21 protein-coding genes are annotated in these 21,132 nt (G+C 64.9%); 15 read left to right on the top strand and 6 right to left on the bottom strand.

Features of this window, described 5'->3' with window-relative positions; translation table 11 throughout:
- The first annotated feature begins 70 nt into the window (after positions 1 to 70).
- The 12 genes from cysG to HAP40_RS33685 all read left to right on the top strand — a co-directional run bounded on the left by cysG (position 71) and on the right by HAP40_RS33685 (position 11,359).
- A complete protein-coding gene (cysG, locus tag HAP40_RS33740) occupies positions 71 to 1,507 on the top strand; it encodes a siroheme synthase CysG (RefSeq protein ID WP_166813140.1) in 1,437 nt (478 codons plus the stop codon).
- Complete coding sequence (locus tag HAP40_RS33735; RefSeq protein ID WP_166813142.1) at positions 1,504 to 1,821, top strand: DUF2849 domain-containing protein; 318 nt, start codon at positions 1,504 to 1,506, stop codon at positions 1,819 to 1,821. Before cysG ends, HAP40_RS33735 begins: the two co-directional genes overlap by 4 nt.
- Positions 1,822 to 1,832: 11 nt before the next feature.
- Positions 1,833 to 3,488 carry a nitrite/sulfite reductase gene (locus HAP40_RS33730; RefSeq protein ID WP_166813144.1) on the top strand — a complete coding sequence of 552 codons (1,656 nt, stop codon included), beginning with the start codon at positions 1,833 to 1,835 and terminating at the stop codon, positions 3,486 to 3,488.
- Complete coding sequence (locus HAP40_RS33725; protein WP_166813146.1) at positions 3,475 to 3,990, top strand: DUF934 domain-containing protein; 516 nt, start codon at positions 3,475 to 3,477, stop codon at positions 3,988 to 3,990. The genes HAP40_RS33730 and HAP40_RS33725 overlap by 14 nt, the downstream gene beginning before the upstream one ends.
- Entirely contained in the window at positions 3,987 to 4,712 is a 726-nt protein-coding gene (locus HAP40_RS33720; protein ID WP_166813148.1) for a phosphoadenylyl-sulfate reductase, read from the top strand. Before HAP40_RS33725 ends, HAP40_RS33720 begins: the two co-directional genes overlap by 4 nt.
- A 112-nt stretch (positions 4,713 to 4,824) precedes the next feature.
- Positions 4,825 to 5,826, top strand: a complete 1,002-nt coding sequence (locus HAP40_RS33715; protein WP_208024856.1) for a sulfate ABC transporter substrate-binding protein — start codon at positions 4,825 to 4,827, stop codon at positions 5,824 to 5,826.
- Positions 5,827 to 5,913: 87 nt separating this feature from the next.
- Positions 5,914 to 6,699 carry a sulfate ABC transporter permease subunit CysT gene (cysT, locus tag HAP40_RS33710; RefSeq protein WP_246556750.1) on the top strand — a complete coding sequence of 262 codons (786 nt, stop codon included), beginning with the start codon at positions 5,914 to 5,916 and terminating at the stop codon, positions 6,697 to 6,699.
- 10 nt (positions 6,700 to 6,709) lie between these two features.
- Positions 6,710 to 7,621, top strand: a complete 912-nt coding sequence (cysW, locus tag HAP40_RS33705) for a sulfate ABC transporter permease subunit CysW (RefSeq protein WP_166813154.1) — start codon at positions 6,710 to 6,712, stop codon at positions 7,619 to 7,621.
- On the top strand, positions 7,611 to 8,645 hold the full coding sequence (locus HAP40_RS33700) for a sulfate/molybdate ABC transporter ATP-binding protein (protein ID WP_166813156.1): 1,035 nt from the start codon (positions 7,611 to 7,613) through the stop codon (positions 8,643 to 8,645). Before cysW ends, HAP40_RS33700 begins: the two co-directional genes overlap by 11 nt.
- Positions 8,646 to 8,814: 169 nt before the next feature.
- The gene (locus tag HAP40_RS33695; RefSeq protein WP_166813158.1) at positions 8,815 to 9,315 is read left to right on the top strand and encodes a CAP domain-containing protein; all 501 of its coding nucleotides are present in this window, start codon (positions 8,815 to 8,817) and stop codon (positions 9,313 to 9,315) included.
- A gap of 78 nt (positions 9,316 to 9,393) precedes the next feature.
- Entirely contained in the window at positions 9,394 to 10,569 is a 1,176-nt protein-coding gene (locus HAP40_RS33690) for a DUF3734 domain-containing protein (protein ID WP_166813160.1), read from the top strand.
- Between the two features lies 1 nt (position 10,570).
- The gene (locus HAP40_RS33685) at positions 10,571 to 11,359 is read left to right on the top strand and encodes a 3-hydroxybutyrate dehydrogenase (RefSeq protein ID WP_166813162.1); all 789 of its coding nucleotides are present in this window, start codon (positions 10,571 to 10,573) and stop codon (positions 11,357 to 11,359) included.
- Positions 11,360 to 11,528: 169 nt separating this feature from the next.
- Here HAP40_RS33685 and HAP40_RS33680 read toward each other — a convergent pair whose 3' ends face one another.
- The 3 genes from HAP40_RS33680 to HAP40_RS33670 form a co-directional block, all read right to left on the bottom strand.
- Positions 11,529 to 12,353, bottom strand: a complete 825-nt coding sequence (locus HAP40_RS33680; RefSeq protein WP_166813164.1) for a sulfite exporter TauE/SafE family protein — start codon at positions 12,351 to 12,353, stop codon at positions 11,529 to 11,531.
- A gap of 186 nt (positions 12,354 to 12,539) precedes the next feature.
- Entirely contained in the window at positions 12,540 to 13,907 is a 1,368-nt protein-coding gene (locus HAP40_RS33675) for a flippase (protein WP_166819241.1), read from the bottom strand.
- A gap of 206 nt (positions 13,908 to 14,113) precedes the next feature.
- Positions 14,114 to 14,953, bottom strand: coding sequence for a protein-disulfide reductase DsbD domain-containing protein (locus HAP40_RS33670; protein ID WP_166813166.1), 840 nt, complete (start codon positions 14,951 to 14,953; stop codon positions 14,114 to 14,116).
- 140 nt (positions 14,954 to 15,093) lie between these two features.
- Here HAP40_RS33670 and HAP40_RS33665 point away from each other — a divergent pair, with 140 nt between their 5' ends.
- Positions 15,094 to 15,738, top strand: coding sequence for a YqgE/AlgH family protein (locus tag HAP40_RS33665; protein WP_166813168.1), 645 nt, complete (start codon positions 15,094 to 15,096; stop codon positions 15,736 to 15,738).
- A 238-nt stretch (positions 15,739 to 15,976) separates the two neighbouring features.
- Here the strand turns inward: HAP40_RS33665 and HAP40_RS33660 are convergent, their stop codons facing one another.
- Together HAP40_RS33660 and HAP40_RS33655 are read right to left on the bottom strand one after the other, a co-directional pair.
- A complete protein-coding gene (locus HAP40_RS33660) occupies positions 15,977 to 16,864 on the bottom strand; it encodes a TauD/TfdA dioxygenase family protein (protein ID WP_166813170.1) in 888 nt (295 codons plus the stop codon).
- A 96-nt stretch (positions 16,865 to 16,960) separates the two neighbouring features.
- Positions 16,961 to 17,740 carry an SDR family NAD(P)-dependent oxidoreductase gene (locus HAP40_RS33655; protein WP_166813172.1) on the bottom strand — a complete coding sequence of 260 codons (780 nt, stop codon included), beginning with the start codon at positions 17,738 to 17,740 and terminating at the stop codon, positions 16,961 to 16,963.
- A 96-nt stretch (positions 17,741 to 17,836) separates the two neighbouring features.
- On the opposite strand from HAP40_RS33655, the gene HAP40_RS33650 reads away from it, so the two are divergent.
- Complete coding sequence (locus tag HAP40_RS33650) at positions 17,837 to 18,574, top strand: SDR family NAD(P)-dependent oxidoreductase (protein WP_166813174.1); 738 nt, start codon at positions 17,837 to 17,839, stop codon at positions 18,572 to 18,574.
- A 141-nt stretch (positions 18,575 to 18,715) separates the two neighbouring features.
- The gene (locus HAP40_RS33645; protein WP_166813176.1) at positions 18,716 to 19,090 is read left to right on the top strand and encodes a CsbD family protein; all 375 of its coding nucleotides are present in this window, start codon (positions 18,716 to 18,718) and stop codon (positions 19,088 to 19,090) included.
- Between the two features lie 171 nt (positions 19,091 to 19,261).
- On the opposite strand, the gene HAP40_RS33640 is transcribed toward HAP40_RS33645, so the two are convergent.
- Positions 19,262 to 20,971 carry an SGNH family hydrolase gene (locus HAP40_RS33640; RefSeq protein ID WP_166813178.1) on the bottom strand — a complete coding sequence of 570 codons (1,710 nt, stop codon included), beginning with the start codon at positions 20,969 to 20,971 and terminating at the stop codon, positions 19,262 to 19,264.
- Between the last annotated feature and the right edge of the window lie 161 nt (positions 20,972 to 21,132).

Here is a 21,132-nt window from a genome sequence, read left to right as displayed (position 1 = left end):
GCGCGCTCGAAACGAGACATATATAGAAAATAATTCCAGTCAACCCCGATTGTGGGGAAGCGAGTATCGCATGCGGTTCTTGCCGGTGTTTCTCGATCTCAAGGCCGGTCCGGTGGTCCTCATCGGTGCGGGCGAGCTTTTGCGCGCCAAGCTGCGCGTGCTCGCGGCCGCCGGCGCGCGCATCCGCGTGCATGCGATCGACGGCGACCAGGACCTGGGGCTCGGCACCGAAGACGCGGCGCAAATCGAAATCGTCTCCGGCGATCCGCTCACTGCCGATCTCTCGGGCGTCATCGCCGTCGTCTGCGCAGGCGCAGGCGATGCCGGTGTGGCGATGTCGGTCCGCGCCAAGGCGCTTGGCCTGCCCGTCAACGTCATGGACGACCTCGAACATTCCAGCTTCATCTTCCCGGCGATCGTCGATCGCGGCGATGTCGTGGTCGCAGTCGGCACCGGCGGCACCTCGCCGGTGGTGGCGCGGCGCGTGCGCGAGAAGATTGAGGCTCTGCTGCCGGCTCGCATCGGCGAGCTCGCCGAGTTCATCGGCGGCTTCCGCAAATCCATCAACGCGCGTATTGCCGAGTTTCCGCTGCGCCGCCGCTTCTGGGAGCGCGTCATCGACGGCCCGATCGGCGCGTCCGTGCTCGCCGGCCGCAAAAGCGATGCGGATGCTGCGCTCAAGGCAATTTCCGATCCCGCCGCGTTCGCGCGGGCCGACAAACCGGAAGGCTCGGTCGCGCTGGTCGGCGCCGGTCCAGGCGATCCCGATCTCCTCACCATCAAGGCGCTGCGTGCGCTTCAGGATGCCGACATCGTCTTCCATGACGAGTTGGTCTCGCCGGACATTCTCGACCGAATCCGCCGCGACACCACGCGCGTTGCCGTCGGCCGTCGTGTCGGCAAGCCCGGCATCGGCCAGGATGCCATCAACAAGCGCATGATCGAGGCCGCGCAGGCCGGCCAGCGCGTGGTGCGGCTGAAGGGCGGCGATCCCTTCGTGTTCGGCCGTGGCGGTGAGGAAGTCGAAGCGCTGCGCGCGGCAGGCATCGCTTATTCGATCATTCCGGGTATCACTGCAGGCCTCGGCGGCGCCGCCGATTTCGAGGTGCCGCTCACCTACCGTCATGAAGCGACCCGCATCACCTTCCTGACCGCGCACAAGGCGCGCGATGCCGAAGTCGTGGACTGGTCGACGCTGACCGACACCAGGATGACCGTCGTGGTCTACATGGGCATGACCGCGGCGCCCGCCATCCGCGCCGGCCTGTTTGCCGCCGGCCGTTCGCCGGAGACGCCGGTCGGGGTATTCGCCCGCGTCACGCGTCCCGATGCGCAAGGTGCGATCGGCACCCTGCGCGATCTGCCCGAACTGGTACGGCGGATCCAGGGCGGTCCCGCCATCCTCATCATCGGCGAGGTGGTCCGGCATGCCGGCTCGCTTAGCCGCGAAACTCCGAAGAAAAACTCAGCTCAAAACATCTCTGACCTCCTGGATGCAGCCGAATGACCTCCCCGCTTGAACAGAAAAAGATCAAAATCGCCGGCCCCTCGGTCGTGACCGCCAACCGCACCTGGGACGGCATCGTGGTCTACCGCACCGCCGCCAAGGGCTGGTCCGCGGAGCTCTCGGAAGCCGCGATCGTGCGCAACTCCGACGAGGCCAAGGCGTTGCTTGCGGAGTCCGTCGCCGATGACGTCGGCGCGATCGGTCCCTATATCGCGCCTGTGCAGATCGGCGCTGACGGCAAGATCGTTCCCGGCAATCTGCGCGAACAGATCCGCCGCACCGGCGTCACCATCGGACAGCCGGTCCAGGTTTAAGGCGCTTTCTTATGTATGCTTACGACGAAATCGACCGCACGCTCGTCAACGAGCGCGTCTCGGAGTTCCGCGACCAGGTGAAGCGCCGCCTCTCCGGCGAGCTCACCGAGGACGAGTTCAAGATCCTGCGGCTGCAGAACGGGGTCTACCTGCAACTGCATGCCTACATGTTCCGTGTCGCGATTCCTTATGGCACGCTGGCGACGAACCAGCTGCGGGCGCTCGCCCATGTCGCGCGCAAATACGACCGCGGCTACGGCCATTTCACCACGCGGCAGAACATCCAGTTCAACTGGATCAAGCTCGCCGAGCTGCCGGATGCACTGGCAGATCTTGCCGAAGTCGGCATCCATGCGATGCAGACCTCCGGCAACAACATGCGCAACGTCACATCGGACCAGTGGGCCGGCGTCGCGCCCGGCGAGATCGAGGATCCCCGCATCTGGTCGGAGCTGATCCGCCAGCACACCACGCTGCATCCCGAGTTCTCGTTCCTACCGCGCAAGTTCAAGATCGCGATCACCGCATCGGACCATGATCGTGCCGCGATCAAGATCCACGACATCGGCTTGAGGCTGATCAAGAACGAGAAGGGCGAGACCGGCTTCGAGGTGCTGGTCGGCGGCGGTCTCGGCCGCACGCCGTTCATCGCCAAGACCATCAAGCACTTCGTGCATGGCCGCGATATCCTCAGCTACATCGAGGCGATCCTGCGCGTCTACAACCAGTACGGCCGGCGCGACAACATCTACAAGGCACGTATCAAGATCCTGGTGCACGAGCTCGGCATCGAGAAATTCTCCCGCGAGGTCGAGGACGAGTGGCAGCACATCCGCAACTCTTCGCTCCAGATCGATGACGAGGTGATCGAGGACATCCGCTCGCGCTTCACGTATCCGGCCTACGAGAAGCTGCCGCACATGCCGGACGAGCTGCGCCAGGCCGCGGCCGATCCGGACTTCGAGGCGTGGCGCAAGAATTCGGTCGCTCCGCACAAGGTGCAAGGCTATTCCATCGTTACCATCTCCCTGAAGCCGATCGGCGCGCCTCCCGGCGATGCCACGGCCGAGCAGATGGATGCGCTGGCCGATCTCGCCGACAAATATTCCTTCGGTGAGATCCGCGTCGGCCACGAGCAGAACCTCGCGCTGCCCCACGTCGCCAAGCGCGACCTGCCGGCGCTGTGGAAGGCGCTCGACAAGCTCGGGCTCGCAACGCCCAACGTCAATCTGATCACCGACATCATCGCCTGCCCGGGTCTCGACTATTGCTCGCTGGCGAATGCTCGCTCGATTCCGATCGCGCAGGAGTTGACGCGGCGATTCGCCAATCACGAGCTCGCCAATCTGATCGGCCGTCTCCACATCAACATCTCGGGCTGCATCAATGCCTGTGGCCATCACCATGTCGGCCATATCGGTATTCTCGGCGTCGAGAAGAACGGCGAGGAGGTCTACCAGATCACCATCGGCGGTCGCGCCGACGAGAACGCCGCGCTCGGGACCCTCATCGGACCCGGCGTCAAATTCGACGAAGTCGCCGATGTCATCGAAGACGTCGTGGAAGCCTATCTGGCGCTGCGCGAGCGGCCGGAGGAGCTGTTCATGGATACGGTGAAGCGTCTCGGCGTCGAACCCTTCAAGGAGCGCGTCTATGCCACTCGTTAACGGCGGAAAGATCGCCGACGACGGCTTCCTCAAGCTCGCCGTCGACACGCCACTGCCCGAGGGCGGCGACATCCTGGTGCCGGCCGAACGTTTCCTCGGCGAGGCGGAAGGCTTGCTCAAGCGTGCCGGCAAGATCGGCGTGATCTGGCCGAACAACCGCGACATCGCCGAGCTGGTGCCGTATCTCGACAAGCTCGCGACGGTCGCGCTGGTGTTTCCGACCTTCCGCGACGGCCGCGCCTACAGCCAGGCCCGCCTGCTGCGCGAGCGCTACAATTACCGCGGCGAATTGCGTGCCACCGGTCAGGTGCTGCGCGACCAGTTCGTGTTCATGCTGCGCGCGGGCTTCGATGCCTTCGAGGTCAAGAAGCAGGCGGATGCGGAAGCCTTCATGCAGACCGCCAAGCGCTATTCGGTGTTCTACCAGCCCACCGGTGACGGCCGGATCACGGCGTTGCACCGGCGCATGCAGTTGCGCCACTCCGAAGGGGTCGGCACGTGAATGCGGTCGCGGCTCAGGTTTCGTCCGTGTCTGCGCTGCCGCCGGCGGATGAGCTCGATCGCGGATTGCGCGATGCATCGCCTGCGGAGGTCATCGCCGCGGCGCTGAAGACGGTCGGGCGCGACAAGCTCGCGCTGGTGTCGTCCTTCGGCACGGAATCCGCCGCGCTGCTCAAGGTCATGGCCGAGGTCGATCCGGCGATCCCCGTGATCTTTCTGGACACCGGCTGGTTGTTCGAGGAGACGCTGGCCTATCGCGACGCGCTGATCGCGTCCCTCGGTCTCAAGGACGTTCGGTCGATCAAGCCCGCCGAAGAGACGTTGTCGCGCGAAGATCCCGACCGCGACCTCTGGTTCTCGGATCCCGACGCCTGCTGCCGCATCCGCAAGGTGGAACCGCTGGCGCGCGCATTGAAGCCGTTCTCGGCCTGGATCAACGGCCGCAAGCGTTTTCAAGGCAACACACGCGCGGACATCCCCGTCGTCGAGGACGACGGTGCGCGGTTGAAATTCAATCCCTTTGCCAACGTCTCGCGCGAGGAGATCGAAGCGATCTTCGTGCGCGCCAAATTGCCGCGGCACCCTCTGGTTGTGTCAGGATTTCTGTCGGTTGGATGTATGCCGTGCACGAGCCGAACGATTGAGGACGAAGATTCTCGCGCCGGTCGCTGGCGGGGTCGGGCCAAGACAGAATGCGGCATTCACACGATGAAGATTTCGTAGCACGCTTACGCTGCCACGCTGCGAACAAGAAAATCCGGTTCCGTTGACTCAAGAGCGTTTCGCCCCGAGTTATGCCCGCGTGCCATCGACGACGCCGACGTCGTCGAGGTGAATGGAGATGGACATGATGCGCCGTATCGTCCCGCTCGCGGCAACCCTTCTTTGGGCAAGCTCGGCTCTCGCCGCGGATATCAATCTATTGAATGTGTCGTACGATCCGACGCGTGAACTCTACGCCGAATTCAACAAGGCATTCGCGACCGCCTATCAGAAGGAGACCGGCAAGAGCGTCGAGATCAAGCAATCGCATGGCGGCAGCGGTTCGCAGGCGCGTGCGGTGATCGACGGCTTGCAGGCCGACGTGGTGACGCTGGCGCTCGCCTATGACATCGACGCGATCGCGAACAAGGGCCTCACCACAACCGACTGGCAAAAGCGCCTGCCGCAGAATTCATCACCCTACACGTCGACGATCGTCTTCCTGGTGCGCAAGGGCAATCCCAAGGGGATCAAGGACTGGGACGATCTGGTCAAGCCGGGTGTCGCGATCATCACGCCGAACCCGAAGACCTCGGGCGGCGCCCGCTGGAATTATCTGGCGGCCTGGGGCTTTGCGCAGAAGAAATACGGTTCGGCCGACAAGGCCAAGGAGTTCGTCGGGAAGCTCTTCCAACAGGTGCCGGTGCTCGATACCGGCGCACGGGGCGCCACCGTGACCTTCGTCGAGCGCGGCGTCGGCGACGTGCTGCTCGCCTGGGAGAACGAGGCGTTCCTCGCGCTGAAGGAGTTCGGTGCGAACAAGTTCGAGATCGTGGCACCGCCGCAATCGATCCTTGCCGAGCCGCCGGTCACCATCGTCGACAAGGTTGCCGACAAGAAAGGCACCCGGAACGCGGCTGACGCTTACCTGCAGTACTGGTATACCAAGGAAGCTCAAGAGATCGCCGCGCGCAATTTCTACCGTCCTCGCGACGCCGAAATTGCGAAAAAGTACGAGAATGCCTTCGCCAAGGTCGAGCTGTTCACGATCGACGACGTCTTCGGCGGCTGGACCAAGGCGCAGAAGGAACATTTCGCCGACGGCGGCGTCTTTGATCAGATCTACAAGAACTGATCGGGCGCTGTCGGAGGGGCGTTAGCAGGGGGCCTGGTGAGCGCATTCGCAGCACGACGCCGGACATTGCCGGGCTTCGGTCTCACGATGGGACTGACGCTTTCCTGGCTCTCCATCATCATCTTGATTCCGCTTGCCGGGCTGTTCCTGAAATCGTTCGAGCTCAGCCCCGAGCAGTTCTGGAACATCCTCTCCAGCCGCCGCACCCTGAATGCCTTGCGGGTCTCCTTCGGCCTCGCCTTCGCGGCGGCCTGCGTCAATCTGGTGATGGGCAGCATCATCGTCTGGGCGCTGGTGCGCTACCGCTTCCCGGGCCGTCGCATCTTCGATGCCATCGTCGACGTGCCCTTCGCACTGCCCACGGCGGTTGCCGGTGTAGCGCTGACCGCGCTGTTTGCCGAGAAGGGCTGGCTGGGCGCGCCGCTTGCCGAGCTCGGCATCAAGGTCGCGTTCACGCCGGTCGGCATCTTCGTTGCCATGATTTTCATCGGTATTCCCTTCGTGGTCCGCACCGTGCAGCCGGTGCTCCAGGATCTCGATCCCGAGATCGAGGAGGCCGCGGGCAGCCTTGGCGCCAGCCGCTGGCAGACCATCACCCGCGTGATCCTGCCTTCGCTGGCGCCGGCCCTGCTCACAGGGCTCGCGCTCGCCTTCGCCCGCGCGGTCGGCGAATACGGCTCGGTGATCTTCATCGCCGGCAATCTGCCCAACGTCTCCGAGATCGCGCCGCTCTTGATCGTGATCCGCCTGTCCGAATTCCGCTACGCCGATGCGACCGCCATCGCGGTCGTCATGCTCGTCGTCTCCTTCGTCGTCATCTTCGCCGTCAACCGGCTCCAGCGCTGGGCGCAGAGCCGGATTCCGGCGCGTTGAGGGGCGGATCATGACGATGCAGATCGCGGACTCCATGTCGCTCTCCTCGCCCGACGCGAAGGCGCGTGCGCACGCGGAAGCGGCGCGTGACAACCTTCGCACCGAGCCGAGGGCGGTGCGCCTCACCATCATCGCGCTGGCGATGATGTTCCTCACGGTCTTCGTCGTGCTGCCGCTGGTGGTGGTGTTCGCCCAGGCGTTCTCGAAGGGGATCCTCGCCTATTTCGCCGCGCTCGCCGAGCCGGAGGCACTGGCCGCGATCAAGCTGACGCTGCTGGTCGCCGCCATCTCGGTCGGTCTCAATCTCGTGTTCGGGCTCGTTGCAGCCTGGGCGATTGCAAAATTCGATTTCCCGGGCAAGACCTTCCTGATCACGCTGATCGACCTGCCGTTCTCGGTCTCGCCGGTGATCTCGGGCCTCGTTTTCGTGCTGCTGTTCGGCGCGCAGGGCTATTTCGGCAGCTGGCTGCGCGACCACGACATCCAGATCCTGTTCGCGGTGCCCGGCATCGCGCTCGCCACCACCTTCGTCACCTTCCCCTTCGTGGCGCGCGCGCTGATCCCCCTCATGCAGGAGCAGGGCACCCAGGAGGAGGAGGCCGCGGTCTCGCTCGGCGCCTCGGGTCTGCAAACCTTCTTCCGCGTCACGCTGCCCAATATCAAATGGGGCGTGCTCTACGGCGTCCTGCTCTGTAACGCCCGCGCGATGGGCGAGTTTGGCGCGGTCTCCGTCGTCTCCGGCCATATCCGCGGCGAGACCAACACCATGCCGCTGCTGGTCGAGATTCTCTACAACGAGTACCAGTTCGTCGCCGCCTTCGCGATCGCCTCGCTGCTCGCGATGCTGGCGCTGATCACGCTGATTGCAAAAACCGTTCTCGAACGTCACCTCGACGAAGGACAAGACGTCAATGACCATTGAAGTCAAGAATCTCGTCAAGAAATTCGGCAGCTTCGCAGCCCTCGACGGCGTCGACCTCAAGGTCAACGACGGCGAGTTGCTGGCGCTGCTCGGTCCCTCCGGCTCCGGCAAGACCACATTGCTGCGGATCATCGCCGGCCTCGACTGGCCTGATTCCGGCGAGGTCACCTTCAACGGCGAGGACGCGCTGGCACAGGGCGCGCGCGAACGGCATGTCGGCTTCGTGTTCCAGCACTACGCGCTGTTCCGCCACATGACGGTGTTCGAGAATGTCGCCTTCGGCCTGCGCGTGCAGCCGCGCGCAATCCGCAAGGATGAAGCGACCATCCGTGCACGGGTCAAGGAGCTGCTCGATCTCGTGCAGCTCGACTGGCTCGCTGACCGTTATCCGAGCCAGCTCTCGGGCGGCCAGCGCCAGCGCATCGCGCTCGCCCGTGCGCTCGCGATCGAGCCGCGCATCCTCTTGCTCGACGAGCCCTTTGGCGCGCTCGATGCCAAGGTGCGCAAGGAGCTGCGAAGGTGGCTGCGCTCGCTGCATCACGAGATCAACGTCACCTCGATCTTCGTCACCCATGACCAGGAGGAGGCGCTGGAAGTCGCCAACCGCGTCGTGGTGATGGACAAGGGCCGGATCGAGCAGATCGGCTCGCCCGACGACGTCTACGAAAGCCCGGCGACCGCCTTCGTCCACGGCTTCATCGGCGAATCCATCGAGCTGCCGGTTCAGATATCCGATGGCGTGGTCCGGCTCGGCGACCGGCAGCTTCCGCTTGCCGCCGAGGGGCTTGCGCCCGGCGCGTCGAAACTGTTCGTGCGGCGGCACGACATGCTGGTCGGCCCACCCGGCAGCGGCGCCTTCGAGGGCGCGGTTCAGCATGTCCGCAATTTCGGCCCCGTGCAGCGCGCCGAGGTTGCGCTGTCAGGCGGCGAGACCATCGAGATCGACGCCCCCCGCGACAAGGAACTGCGCGCCGGCGACACGGTCGGGCTCGAACCCCGCCGCTACCGGATATTTGCGGGGTAGGGTCCCCCTGTCATTCCGGGGCGATGCGAAGCATCGAACCCGGAATCTCGGGATTCCGGGTGGGCGCCCAGCGCACCCCGGAATGACACCGATCAGATTTTCCTCAAAATTCACCTTTCAGCCACGGTTGGTATGCAACAACGGCCCGTCATTTGGGGGCTACCGATTCATGCGCGCTGCGGCCGCAATACTCATCACTTTGCTTCTGGCCGGCTGCGCCGGCAACGAAGCGCCGGTCCAGCAGCCGTCCATGTATACCGACATGGCGGTGGCGGGCGCCAGGCTCGATGCGCAGGCGGCCGCCGTGATGATCTCGCAATACCGCCAGAACAACGGGCTCGGCACCGTCGTGATCGATGCGGACCTGATGCGGCTCGCCGAATCCCAGTCCCAGGCCATGGCGGCCGCCAACAAGATGGATCATGACGTCCGCGCGCCGCTCGCCAAGCGTCTCGCCACCGGAGGCTATCCCGCGACGGTGGCGGTCGAGAATGTCTCGGCCGGCTATCATACGCTGGCGGAAGCGTTTTCCGGCTGGCGCGACTCGCCGCCCCACCGCGCCAACATGCTCAAGAACGGTGTCACAAAATTGGGCATCGCAGCGGGCTATGCTCCCGGCACCAAATACAAGGTGTTCTGGACCTTGATCCTGGCCTCGACGGAGCGATAAGCCAGACTTGATCCCGGGATGCATTGACGCCGCGGCGGAGGGTCGCCACGGTGCATCGGCTTTTGCTATTGTTCCCTCATGACAGATCATCGTCCGGCCTCCGCCAGCATCCCCGCGAATGCGCAACGTGTCCTGGTCCTCCAGGGCGGTGGCGCGCTCGGCTCGTACCAGGCCGGCGCCTTCCAGGCGCTGTGCGGCTACGGCTTCGAGCCGGAATGGGTCGCCGGCATCTCGATCGGCGCCATCAACGCCGCCATCATCGCCGGCAATGAGGGCCGCACCCGCGTCGAGCGGCTCAAGGAATTCTGGGAGATGGTGTCGGCGCCGGTGCCGTGGAAGCCGATCGGCAAGAGCGACCACAGCCGCGAACTGTTCAACTCGACGAGCGCTGCGCTGATCGCGACCTTCGGCGTGCCCGGTTTCTTCGTCCCGCGCGTTCCGCCGGCGCCGCTGTGGCCACCGGGCCATCCCGAGGCGGAAAGCTATTACGACACCGCGCCCCTGAAGAAGACGCTGGAGCGCCTGGTCGATTTCGACCGCATCAACGATGTGAAGACGCGTCTGTCGATCGGCGCCGTCGGCGTCACCTCGGGCAATTTCAAATATTTCGACAATTACGAGTTCAAGAAGCTCGGCAAGACCATCGGCCCCGAGCACATCATGGCGTCCGGCGCCTTGCCGCCGGGCTTTCCGTCCGTCGTGATCGACGGCGAGCACTATTGGGACGGCGGCATCGCCTCCAATACGCCGCTTGATTACGTGCTCGATACCGAGCTCGAGCGCGACATGCTGATCTTCCAGGTCGACCTGTTTTCCGCCCGCGGCGATCTGCCGACTTCGCTGCTGGAAGCCGCCGAGCGCGAGAAGGACATCCGCTATTCCAGCCGCACGCGGATGAACACCGACAAGAACAAGCAGATTCACAACGCCCGCCGTGCCGTGCGCGATCTGATTTCCAAATTGCCGGATTATCTCAAGAATGATCCTTCCGTCGAATTCCTCGCGAAGGCGTCGCGCGAAAGCACGGTGACGGTGGTTCACCTGATCTATCGCAGCAAGAACTACGAATCTTCGTCCAAGGACTACGACTTCTCGCATGTCGCCATGGTCGAGCATTGGGAAGGCGGCGTCCGCGACGTGCATCTGTCGATGCGCCACAAGGACCGGCTCGAGACGCCGCAATCCGGCGAGACCATGGTGGCCTACGATCTCACGGGGGACGTCACCGCGCCCCCGGCAAAAAGGAGCGAATGAAATGGGTAGTCTGTCAGGCAAGAACGCAGTCGTGACCGGGTCGACCAGCGGCATCGGGCTGGCTTACGCACGTGCCTTCGCCGCCGCCGGCGCCAATGTCGTCATCAATGGCTTCGGCTCGCCCGAGGACATCGAAAAGGAACGCGCCAAGATCGAGTCCGACTTCAAGGTCAAGGCGATCTACTCGCCCGCCGACATGACCAAGCCTGCCGAGATCGCAGGGATGATCGCGCTCGGCGAGAAGACGTTCGGTTCGGTCGACGTCCTCGTCAACAATGCCGGCATCCAGTTCGTCTCGCCGATCGAAGAGTTTCCGCTCGAGAAGTGGGACCAGATCATCGCGATCAACCTGTCCTCGGCCTTCCATGCCATCCGCGCCGCGGTGCCCGGAATGAAGAAGAAGGGCTGGGGCCGCATCATCAACACCGCCTCGGCGCACTCGCTCGTCGCCTCACCCTTCAAGTCGGCTTACGTGTCGGCCAAGCACGGCATCGCCGGCCTGACCAAGACCGTGGCGCTGGAAGTCGCGACCCACAAGATCACCTGCAACTGCATCAGCCCCGGCTACGTCTGGACGCCGCTGGTCGAGAAGCAGATCCCCGACACCATGAAGGCGCGCAATCTGACGCGCGAGCAGGTCATCAACGACGTGCTGCTCGACGCGCAGCCGACCAAGGAGTTCGTCACTTCCGAGCAGGTCGCAGCGCTCGCGCTGTTTCTGTGCAGCGACGATGCCGCGCAGATCACCGGCACCAATCTCTCGATCGACGGCGGCTGGACGGCGGAGTAAGCACGCGATCCCGTAGGGTGGGCAAAGGCGCGTCAGCGCCGTGCCCACCATTTCTCCGTGGTTGGGAAATTTTGCCACGCTTGAGAAGGAGTGGTGGGCACGCTCCGCTTTGCCTACCCTACGAATTCCCGCGATGGCGGTGGGAGAGGCGAGGCGGCGCCGCCTGTCCTCAATGGCCCCAGGCCAGCGCCGTCACGAACGCGGACGACAAATGCAACTCGGCAAACATGATCTTGCCGGCGACCACGAACAGCACGCAGGCCAGCGTCAGGCGCAGCACCGTCTCGGGTACGCGCGTGGCGCTGAAGCTGCCGACGATGATGCCGGGCAGCGAGCCCAACAGCAGCACGCCCATCAGCGCCCAATCGACGTCGCCGAGCGCCCAATGTCCGATGCCGGCAACCAGCGTCAGCGGCACGGCATGCGCGATGTCGGAGCCGACGATGGTCGCCATGGGCAGGCGGGGATAGAGCAAGAGCAGCACGGTCACGCCGACCGCGCCGGCGCCGACGGATGAAATCGACACCAGCACGCCGAGCACGATCCCGGTGATCACGGTCGCAACGGCGGTGGTGCGCGCGTCGACCTGCTCAAGGCGCTTGCGGTAACGCTCCATGATCGACTTGCGGAAGATCAGCGACGTCGCGGTCAGGATCAGCGCGAAGCACAACACCACATTGACCAGGCTGCGCTCGGAATCGCTTCGGAGGTCGAGCTTCCACAGCACCAGCAGCGTCACCGCGCTCGCAGGAATGCTGCCGCAGGCAAGCCGCAGCACCGCCGGCCAGTGCACGCTGCGCGACCAGCCGTGCACCAGGCTGCCGCCGGTCTTGGTGGCGGCGGCGTAGAGCAGGTCGGTGCCGACCGCCGTGGAGGGATGAACGCCGAACAGCAGGATCAGGAGCGGCGTCATCAACGAGCCGCCGCCTACACCGGTCATGCCGACGAGCAGGCCGACGCCGAATCCGGAAGCGACGTAGAGTGGATCAAACATTCAAGGTAAGCTTAGGTTGATCTCGCGGGTGGGGCAATATGACGTAGAATCAACTTTCTCCGCCATGCAACCGCTTGGATCAAATAAGAAAAATCATGCTGCTGGCCGGAGATACGCAGCCATTTCTCCCTGTTCGCCGGTGCCTTGTGAAACCACTCTTCCCGCGAGGCGGGGCAGCAGCACAGGCTACCTTCCAAACGCCAGCACGTGCAGGCCGAGGCGCTGCCGCACGATCCAGAACAGGAGCACGGTCTCGAAGGTGAGGGAGATCGAGGTCGCGGCGGCGGCGCCGTGTCCCCCGTAGCGCGGGACCAGCGCGATGCAGAGCACGAGATTCATCACGAAGGCCAGCGCATAAGCGAGCGCACAAAGCTTCTGCTGGCCGAGCATGTTGAGCAGCCGCTCGACCGGGCCGATCGCAGAGCGCACCACGAGGCCGATCGCGGCGACGAACATGATGTCGTAGCCGACGGTGAATTGCGGCCCGAACAGCCAGAGCAGCGGCTTGCCGAGCGCGAGCAGCACGACGGTCGCTGCCAGCGACGGCCAGAACGTCCAGCCGATGGCGTGCGCCACATAGGCCGACAGCCGCGCCTTGTCGCCGCTTGCGTTGTATTCGGCGAAGCGATGCGCTGTGGTCGCCGACATCGCGTAATGGATGAAGGAGACCAGCGCCAATGTCTTCACCACCGCGAAATAAACGCCGACCTCGTCGGAGGGACGAAATTGCTGCAGGACCAGCACGTCGGTGTAGGACAGCAGCAAGTAGAAGCTCTCGACCAGCAGGATCGGCAGCGAGACGGCGAGCCAGCCGCCGACGTCATAGGCCTTGGGGCCAGGCTCGATGTGGTGGGCAAGCTTGCGGTTCAGCACCACCATCTGCCCGGTCATCGCGATCCAGACCGCCCCGGCGCTCGCGACCATCGCGGCGACCGCGCCGAGATGGTAGCCGAGCAGGAACGCAGAGCCCGTCATGCCGATGATCAGCGCCTGGCGGATGATGAACTGCGGCATCAGGCCGAGCTGCATCCAGTCGTGCGAGCGCGCGATGCCATCCTGGGTGTTGGCGACGACGAAGGCCGGCAGCGTCATGCAGCCGATATAGAGCGGCAGCGCCTCGGCCGGATCGATCCAGGGCGACAGCAGCTTGACGATGCCGGCGAGGCCGAGCGACACCAGCGTGGAAGCGGCAAGGGTCAGCCAGCGGCTGCCGGAAAGGAAGCCGCGCAGCAGCGCATGCGCGCCGCTGGCGCGATACTCCGGAATGATCTTTTGCGCGGAAGCGGAGATGCCGAAATCCATCATGCTGCCGAGCAGCAGCACCCAGGTCCAGACATAGACGTAGATGCCGTAATCGGACGTGCCCATCCAGCGCGCCAGTAGCACCTGCGAGACATAGGCAAGGCCTGCGCTGATGACGCGGATGATGAAGATGGTGCCGGCCAGCCGCCGCGTCAGCGACGCCTCGCTCGAGCCGCCGGTCAATCGGCCGCGCAGCCGCTCGACCAACCCGGCCGGTCCGGTCGTTGCGGGTTGAGCATCCATCACGGCCAATTCGAGATCCCCGGGCGTCCGCATGCTGCGGCATGCCCGGGAATTAGCAACCATTCGTTAAGATTCGGTTGGGTGGGTTTGCATGGGTACGGTGTCGCCCCATCCCCGCTGTCGTCCCGGACAAGCCCGCCTCAAGCGCGCGCCGATCCGGAACCCAACCCCCTGGCAGAGGTTGGAGCGCGCGCTGGTAACCACGAGTCTCGTCCTCACTCCAGATTCGTATTAAACTCGTACGACTTCTCCGGTCCGACCAGCGTGAACTTCAGCGCCGCCCCATCGGCCTTGGCGCCCGGCGGCAATCCGTCGAGCTCGAAGGAAAACCGCTTTACGTCGGGCGGGCCGTGCTGGATCGGGGCGGGAATCGGCAGCGCCCAATCGGGCGTCGGCCCTTCCACGAACAGATTGACGTTGCGGCTGTCCGGCGTCACCACGTCGACCACCACGTTCTTGGGCCCGTCACGCTTGACGTCGCGGATGGTGAGGGGATTGGGATCACCGATATTGGCGGGCTTGGGCACGGTGTCGAGCGCTGCGCGCAAGTTCGCGTCCTCGGTCGAGGCGACGCTGTTGAAACCGAGTTCGGCGCTGGCTTCGACGGGAACACAGAGCTTTTCGCAGACCGCGTAGTTGATCTCGGCGCGCAAGGTCACCGGCTTGTCCGCCGCCTTCGCGACGATGCGCAAGGGCAGCACGACCTGGTCGCGATAACCGATCGAGTGCCCGCCCGCGCCGTCGTCGAACTTGAGCGGCGCCGGCCACATGATCGTCACCGCCTCGACGTTGTCCGACTTCGAGAAGTCGAACCGCGGCGGAACGCCGGAATCGCCCGGCGAGCGCCAGTAGGTCTTCCAGCCCGGCTGGAGCTGGAAGGCGATACCGCCGAGCAGGACGGCGCCGCTGCGCGACCCCGCCACCAGCCGCACCGCGGAATGTCCGTCGCGCTGCCACGGCGAAGCGTCGTCGGCACGGGCTGCGATTGCCAGCGACGACGCAAGCAAGGTTGTCGCGACGCCAATCGCCGCATGCAGGGGAACTATGCTGGACATGGCACGTCTTTACAGGGTCGCCCCGGGGCAAACCATTGAATTGCTTGTGATGGATGCAACGAATCAGGTCTGGGCAAGCCTTGATTTGACACCGGCCGGGCCCGACATCAGGATAGGAATTGAAACCGGAGTGCTGCACCATGGCTCCTACGGGCAAAAGGACGGGCGATAGCACCCGCAGCACGAACCCCGTGCTGCCCAGTTCGGCCGGTTACCTCGACGGCCGGCTCCTGATTGCGATGCCCGTGATGGGCGATCCCCGTTTCGAGCGCTCGGTAATCTATCTCTGTGCCCATTCTGCCGAAGGCGCGATGGGCATCATCGTCAATCACCCGGCGGGCTCCATCGACTTTCCCGAGCTCTTGATGCAGCTCGGCATCGTCAAGAAGGGCGAGCACATCAAGCTGCCGGAGAATGCCGAAAGCATGAAGGTGCTGCGCGGCGGTCCGGTCGATACCGGGCGCGGCTTCGTGCTGCATTCCAGCGACTTCTACATCGAGAACGCGACGCTTCGGATCGACGACGGGGTCTGCCTCACCGCGACCGTCGACATCCTGCGCGCCATCGCCAACGGCTCCGGCCCCAAGCACGCCATCCTCGCGCTCGGCTATGCCGGCTGGGCGCCGGGCCAGCTCGAGACCGAGATTCAGGGCAATGGCTGGCTGCATTGCGACGCGGACGCTGACCTGATCTTTGGCGACGATGTCGACGACAAGTACAACCGCGCCCTGCACAAGATCGGCATCGATCCCGGCATGCTCTCCAACGAGGCCGGGCACGCGTAGCCTTATCCTCCGCTGTCGCAAAACTCCCCGCTGTCGTTCCGCCCTCGGCCGTCGTCCTGGCGAAAGCCAGGACCCATTACCCCAGGGAGTGGTTTGAGGCAGGCTGGTAACAACAAACCCTCGTCAAACTGCGCTCGGTGGTAATGGGTCCTGGATCGGCGCTCGCTTTGCTCGCTTGTCCAGGACGACGTGGAGGATTGAGTCCACCTTACCCGGCGGGACGACGGCTGAGTAGCGCCTACTCCGCCGCCTGCTGCTGCACCGTTGCCTCGGTGCCCGCCACCGTCGCGCGGCGCATGTCGCGGGGCTGGGACTGGTCGTAGCGGCGGACGCGGTGCATGGTCTGGCGGTTGTCCCACATCACGAGGTCATGCAGCCTCCATTTGTGAACGTAGACGAACTCGGGCTGCGTCGCATGCTCGTTGAGGTCACGCAGCAGCAGCCGGCCCTCCGGCACACTCATGCCGACTATCTTGCCGGCATGCGACGAGAGATAAAGCGACTTGCGGCGATGGACGGGATGGGTGCGCACCAGGCGTTGCAGCACCGGCTTGAACATCCCCTTCTCCTCGTCGGTGTATTCGGTGAAGCCGAGCGAGCCGCGCGAATACATCAGCGAGTGCTCGCAGACGGAATCCTCGATCTCCGCCTTGGTTTCGTCGTCGAGCGCGTCATAGCCGGCGCGCATGTCGGCGAATTCGGTGTTGCCGCCCTTCGGATTGACCACGCGAGCGGACAACAGCGAGAATTTCGCCGGGATGGGGCGGAACGAACTGTCGGAGTGCCACAGGCAATTGCCGAGGTTGAACAGATTGGCGCGGCTGTCCCTGGCGAGCGGCTTGCCGTCCTTGCCGAGGTTTGAGACGTCGTTCAGGCCCGAGGTGAGGCGGTATTCATCGGCCTTGGTGATGTTGCCGCCGCGCGCCTCCTCGCGTTGGCCGAAATTCAGCGCGAACGCCATCTGCTGCTCGTCGGTGATGTCCTGGTCGTGGAAGACCAGCACCGCGTATTTGTCCATGGCGGCTTCGACCTCGCGTGCCTCTTCCGCCGTGAGGGGTTTGCGCAAATCGAGGCCGGACACCTCACCGACGAAATGCTTCTGAAGCTGCCGGATGGCGATCGTCATGGCGTTTCTCCCGCATGTGCGAGCGGTTTCTCCGCTCTGTTTGCAGAAAAAATGCCTCCCGCGTTCGGCGATGTCAACGCGCCGCGCGCATGGCTCTCACGCGTTCCGGGCCATCAGCCCGCCGTCGACCGGGATCACGGCGCCGGTCAGGAATGAGGCGGCCGGCAGGCAGAGGCTGAGCGTCATATGCGCGACCTCCTCGGGCTCGCCGTAGCGGCCGAGTGCCGTGCGGCGCTTGGCGTAGATGGTCTTGTGCTCCTCGGAAATGCGGTCGGTGATCGCCGTGCGGATCGGCCCTGGGCAAATGCAGTTGACGGTGATGCCCTCGCGGCCGAGCTCTACCGCCAGCGAGCGGGTGAGGCTCGCAACGCCGCCCTTGGCCGCCGAATAGGGGCTGTGCAAGGCGGTGGCGCCGAGCGCCTCGGTCGAGGCGATGTTGACGATGCGCGGGCTCTTCGACTTGCGCAAGTGAGGAAGCGCAGCGCGGATGATGCGTGGATGCGCGGTCAGCATCACGGCGAGGCCCCTGGCCCATGCGTCCTCATAGGCCTCATCGTCGATCGCGACACGCACGGAGATGCCGGCATTGTTGACGACGATGTCGAGCCCGCCGAAATGCGCAGCGACATCGCCGACCACGCGCTTGATCTCGCCGGCCTCGGCGACATCGAGCTTCCAGGCTTTCGCCGATCCGCCGCTCGCCGCGATCTGTCTGGCAACGGTCTCGGCACCTTGCTCGTTGAAATCCGTGACGGCAACATTTGCACCTTCGGCCGCGAACACGCGCGCGGTCGCGCGTCCCATGCCGCTGGCCGCGCCGGTGACGAGAACGGTGAGGCCCTTCACGGACCGGCTCAGCTCCTTGGATTCGGACATGCTGTTTCCTCGCGTCGTGCTTGTTCTTGTTATGATTGACAAGGCTGGCATCGATCCGCAGACAGGTCAAACAAGCAAGACGAAGGGGAGGCCGCGATGGCAAACGAGCTCGATTTCTCAGGCAGGCAGGTGCTGGTGGTCGGCGGTTCCAGCGGTATCGGCAACGGCATCGCACAGGCCTTTCGCGCCAGAGGTGCGGATGTCGCGGTGTGCGGCACGCGTGCTCACGCAGCGGAATATTCAGCCGGCGAAGGCTCCGATCTCACCGGTCTTGCGTATGCGCAGCTCGATGTCAGCAACCCCGGTGCGATCGAGGCATTCAAGCCGTCGTTCGATCGTCTCGACATCCTGGTGCTCGCGCAGGGCGCGGTGATCTACCGCCGCGGCGAATTCGAGATGGCTGGTTTCCGCAAGGTCGTGGAGGTCAATTTGATGAGCCTGATGGCTTGCGCGACGCGGTTTCATTCCATGTTGCGGGATGCCAAGGGCTCGCTGATCATGGTGTCCTCGACCGCCGCCTATCATTCCACCATGGGCAATCCCGCCTACAACGCCTCGAAGACCGGCGCGGTCGGATTGACGCGCACGCTGGGCGAGGCCTGGGCCGAAGACGGCGTCCGCGTCAACGGCATCGCGCCGGGGCTCGTCGACACCAAGATGACGAAGGTGACGACCGACAATCCCAAGCGGCTCGAAGGCGCGCTTGCGCGCATCCCGCTGCGGCGATTGGGCACGCCGGCCGACATGGCGGGCGCGGCGCTGTTCCTGGCTTCGCCGCTGTCGTCCTACATCGTCGGCCAGACACTGGTCGTCGATGGCGGCCTCATCTTGTAGCCCGGACGATCGAAGCCATCCGGGATTTGCTTGCCCGTTCCCGGGTGCGCTGCTGGTTCGCGAGAGGCTTCACTTTCGCAGAGACTTGGAACTGGGCCGCGCCTGATCGGTTACTTCGGCTGACCACCGAGGAGGATCATCATGGATACGGACCGGATTGTTGGATCGGCCAAGGAATTCGCCGGACGCGCGGAAGGCGCGATCGGAGACCTGGCAGGTGATGCGAAGACGCAGGCGTCGGGCAAGGCGCGGGAAGCCGCGGGCACGGTGCAGAATCTCTACGGCCAGGCCAAGGATGCCGTGCGCGATGCCACGGACACCGCCGCGGGCTATGCCAAGGACGCCTATGAGAATAGCGGCGAGACTTTCCGCGATGGGACACAGGCGCTGTCGAAAAAGGTGCAGGACAATCCGCTCGGCTCGTTGCTGATCGCCGGCGGCATCGGGTTTGCGCTCGCGCTTCTGATGTCGCGTCCCGCCCGCCGTCCGCCGTCGCGCTGGCGCTATTATCGCTGAGCTCCCCAAGCGACGAATGTCTCGTGCCCCGGACGCGCTGCAGCGCCAAAGCGCTGCTGCGCGGAGCCGGGGCCTATTCTTTTTGGGTGTTGCAAGAAACTGGGTCCCGTCTCTGCGTCGCAACGCTTCGCGCTGCGTCGCGTCCGGGACACGAGACGTGAGCTTAGGAAATTACCGGATCATTTCCGCCGATCGTCCGACATTGCCGGGTGGACGCGGGATCGCGGGGTTCTGCGCTGGATTGCGCGGCCCTGGCGCCGGCGCAAGTTGACGTGGCGGCGGTGGCTGCGGCGAGCCGAAGCCAAAGAAATCACGGAACGAAGGCTGTGCCTGGGCGGGCTGCTGCGGCGGCATCGGCGGCCTCTTTGGCGCGAGCCTCGGCGGCGCGATCGCGGCGGCTGGCCCCGGTGACGGTGAGCCGGGCGCCGCGCTGCCGTCAGGCGTCGTCGCCGCAACAGGCGTATCGCCCTTGGCCTGCTCGCGGCCGACCTCGCGGCGCGGCCAGGCATAATCGTCGGCACGCCCGGCCGGGGCGGTCAGCGGCTCGCCTTTCACCATCGTCTTCGCAGCGAGCGCATCGACGGCGGCGGGACGCGAGCCCGGTCCGCCCAGCAATTGGTCCGCCGAGATCGAGGCCGCAACCAGCGGCACGATCGGACCGGCCAGCGGCCGCGGCGCGGGCTTGCCGGGCTCGGCACTGGTATCGGGCGTCGCCGGCTCGCTCGGCAGCGCGATCGGGCCGGAGCGGCCCGCGAGCAGGCGCGTGATCTCGCGTTCGACGTAATGGGCGAGCTTGCGTGCGCCGGGCTTTGTGAAGAAGACGCCGTCAGAGCTGCGGAGCTGACGGATCTGGCCTTCGAAGTCCGGGCCCTTCTGAAGGAAGCGGCCGGCCTCGTCGACAAAACCATCCCAGACGTCGACATAGGTGATGCCGGCCTTGGCCGCGCCTTCGCGATAGAGCGAATCCAGGAACAGCATGTCCGCCGTGCCCTTCTGCCCGCGGATGGCGGGAAGGCCGACCCACAGCACCGGCACGCCCTTGGCCTTGAGGATGTTGGCCAGTTCCTCGATCTTCTTGCCGTAGAGCTCGACCCAGCGCTCGTCGCGGAATTCGTAGAGGCCGTTCGGATTGCGCGCGGTCCTTTCCGGCGCGGCCGCAGGGGTGTCGGCGTTGTCGGCGTCATCCTGCGGCAGGTCCGCGTCGGCAGGCTTGTCGTCCGGCTTGGCGGCACTGTCGCTGCCGGGTTTCGTCTCGCCGGGCTTCGCCGGTGGTTTGGCGCGCGCGCCCTTGTCGTTCTTCTTGTCCTTGTCCTTATCCGTGGCCTTGTCCGCGACAGGCTCGCGGATCGCGGCGCGGTCGTTGAGGCCGAGCATGACGACGATGACGTCAGGCTTCTCGGTCTCGAGGATTCCCTTGGCCGCTGCCGCCCAATCCGAGGGCTCACCCTTCGGCTGGTACTTGATCAGGCCGGATGTCGTCCTGTGCTTGCGGATCACGCCCATGTCGGGCTGCTCGTTGTAGGCATCCTCGAGGCCATAGGCGAGCCAGTCGGCCATGGCATCGCCGATCACCAGCACGTTCTTCTCTGGGATGGTGTCGCGTTTGGCCGGCGCCGGCGCGCGCGAGAAATCCTGACGCGGCGCCTGCGGCTGTTGCTGCTGGAAGGGGGTGAAGAAGTCGCCGCCGAACCAGCCGCCGCCTCCACCTCCGCCGCGTTGTGGCGGCGGGGCCGAGCGCTGCGGCGGGCCGCCGAAGCCGGGGAAGTTGAAGAATTGCGCCGAGGCGGGGCCTGCCACCGATACCAAAATCGCAAGCGCCGTCCCCAGCGCGATCAGCGGGCCGGTCTCGGTCAGCGCCTTGAACAGGGACTTCTTCGACATGCGATCTCGGGCACGCGCAAGGGGGTTCGGAGCTAGCTCGATATAATAACGGAATCAGGCGCCAAACGGGCAAATTCCGTTGCAGATTCTTGTCCCATACACCGGGGAACAGCCGCCGCCGTCAAGGCTGCACGGCAAAATCCCGGTTCAGGGTTACTTTC

Source organism: Bradyrhizobium sp. 1(2017) (genome assembly GCF_011602485.2).
Lineage (GTDB): Bacteria > Pseudomonadota > Alphaproteobacteria > Rhizobiales > Xanthobacteraceae > Bradyrhizobium.
Note: the sequence above shows the minus strand (reverse complement) of the source record. Positions and strands in the feature narration are given on the sequence as shown.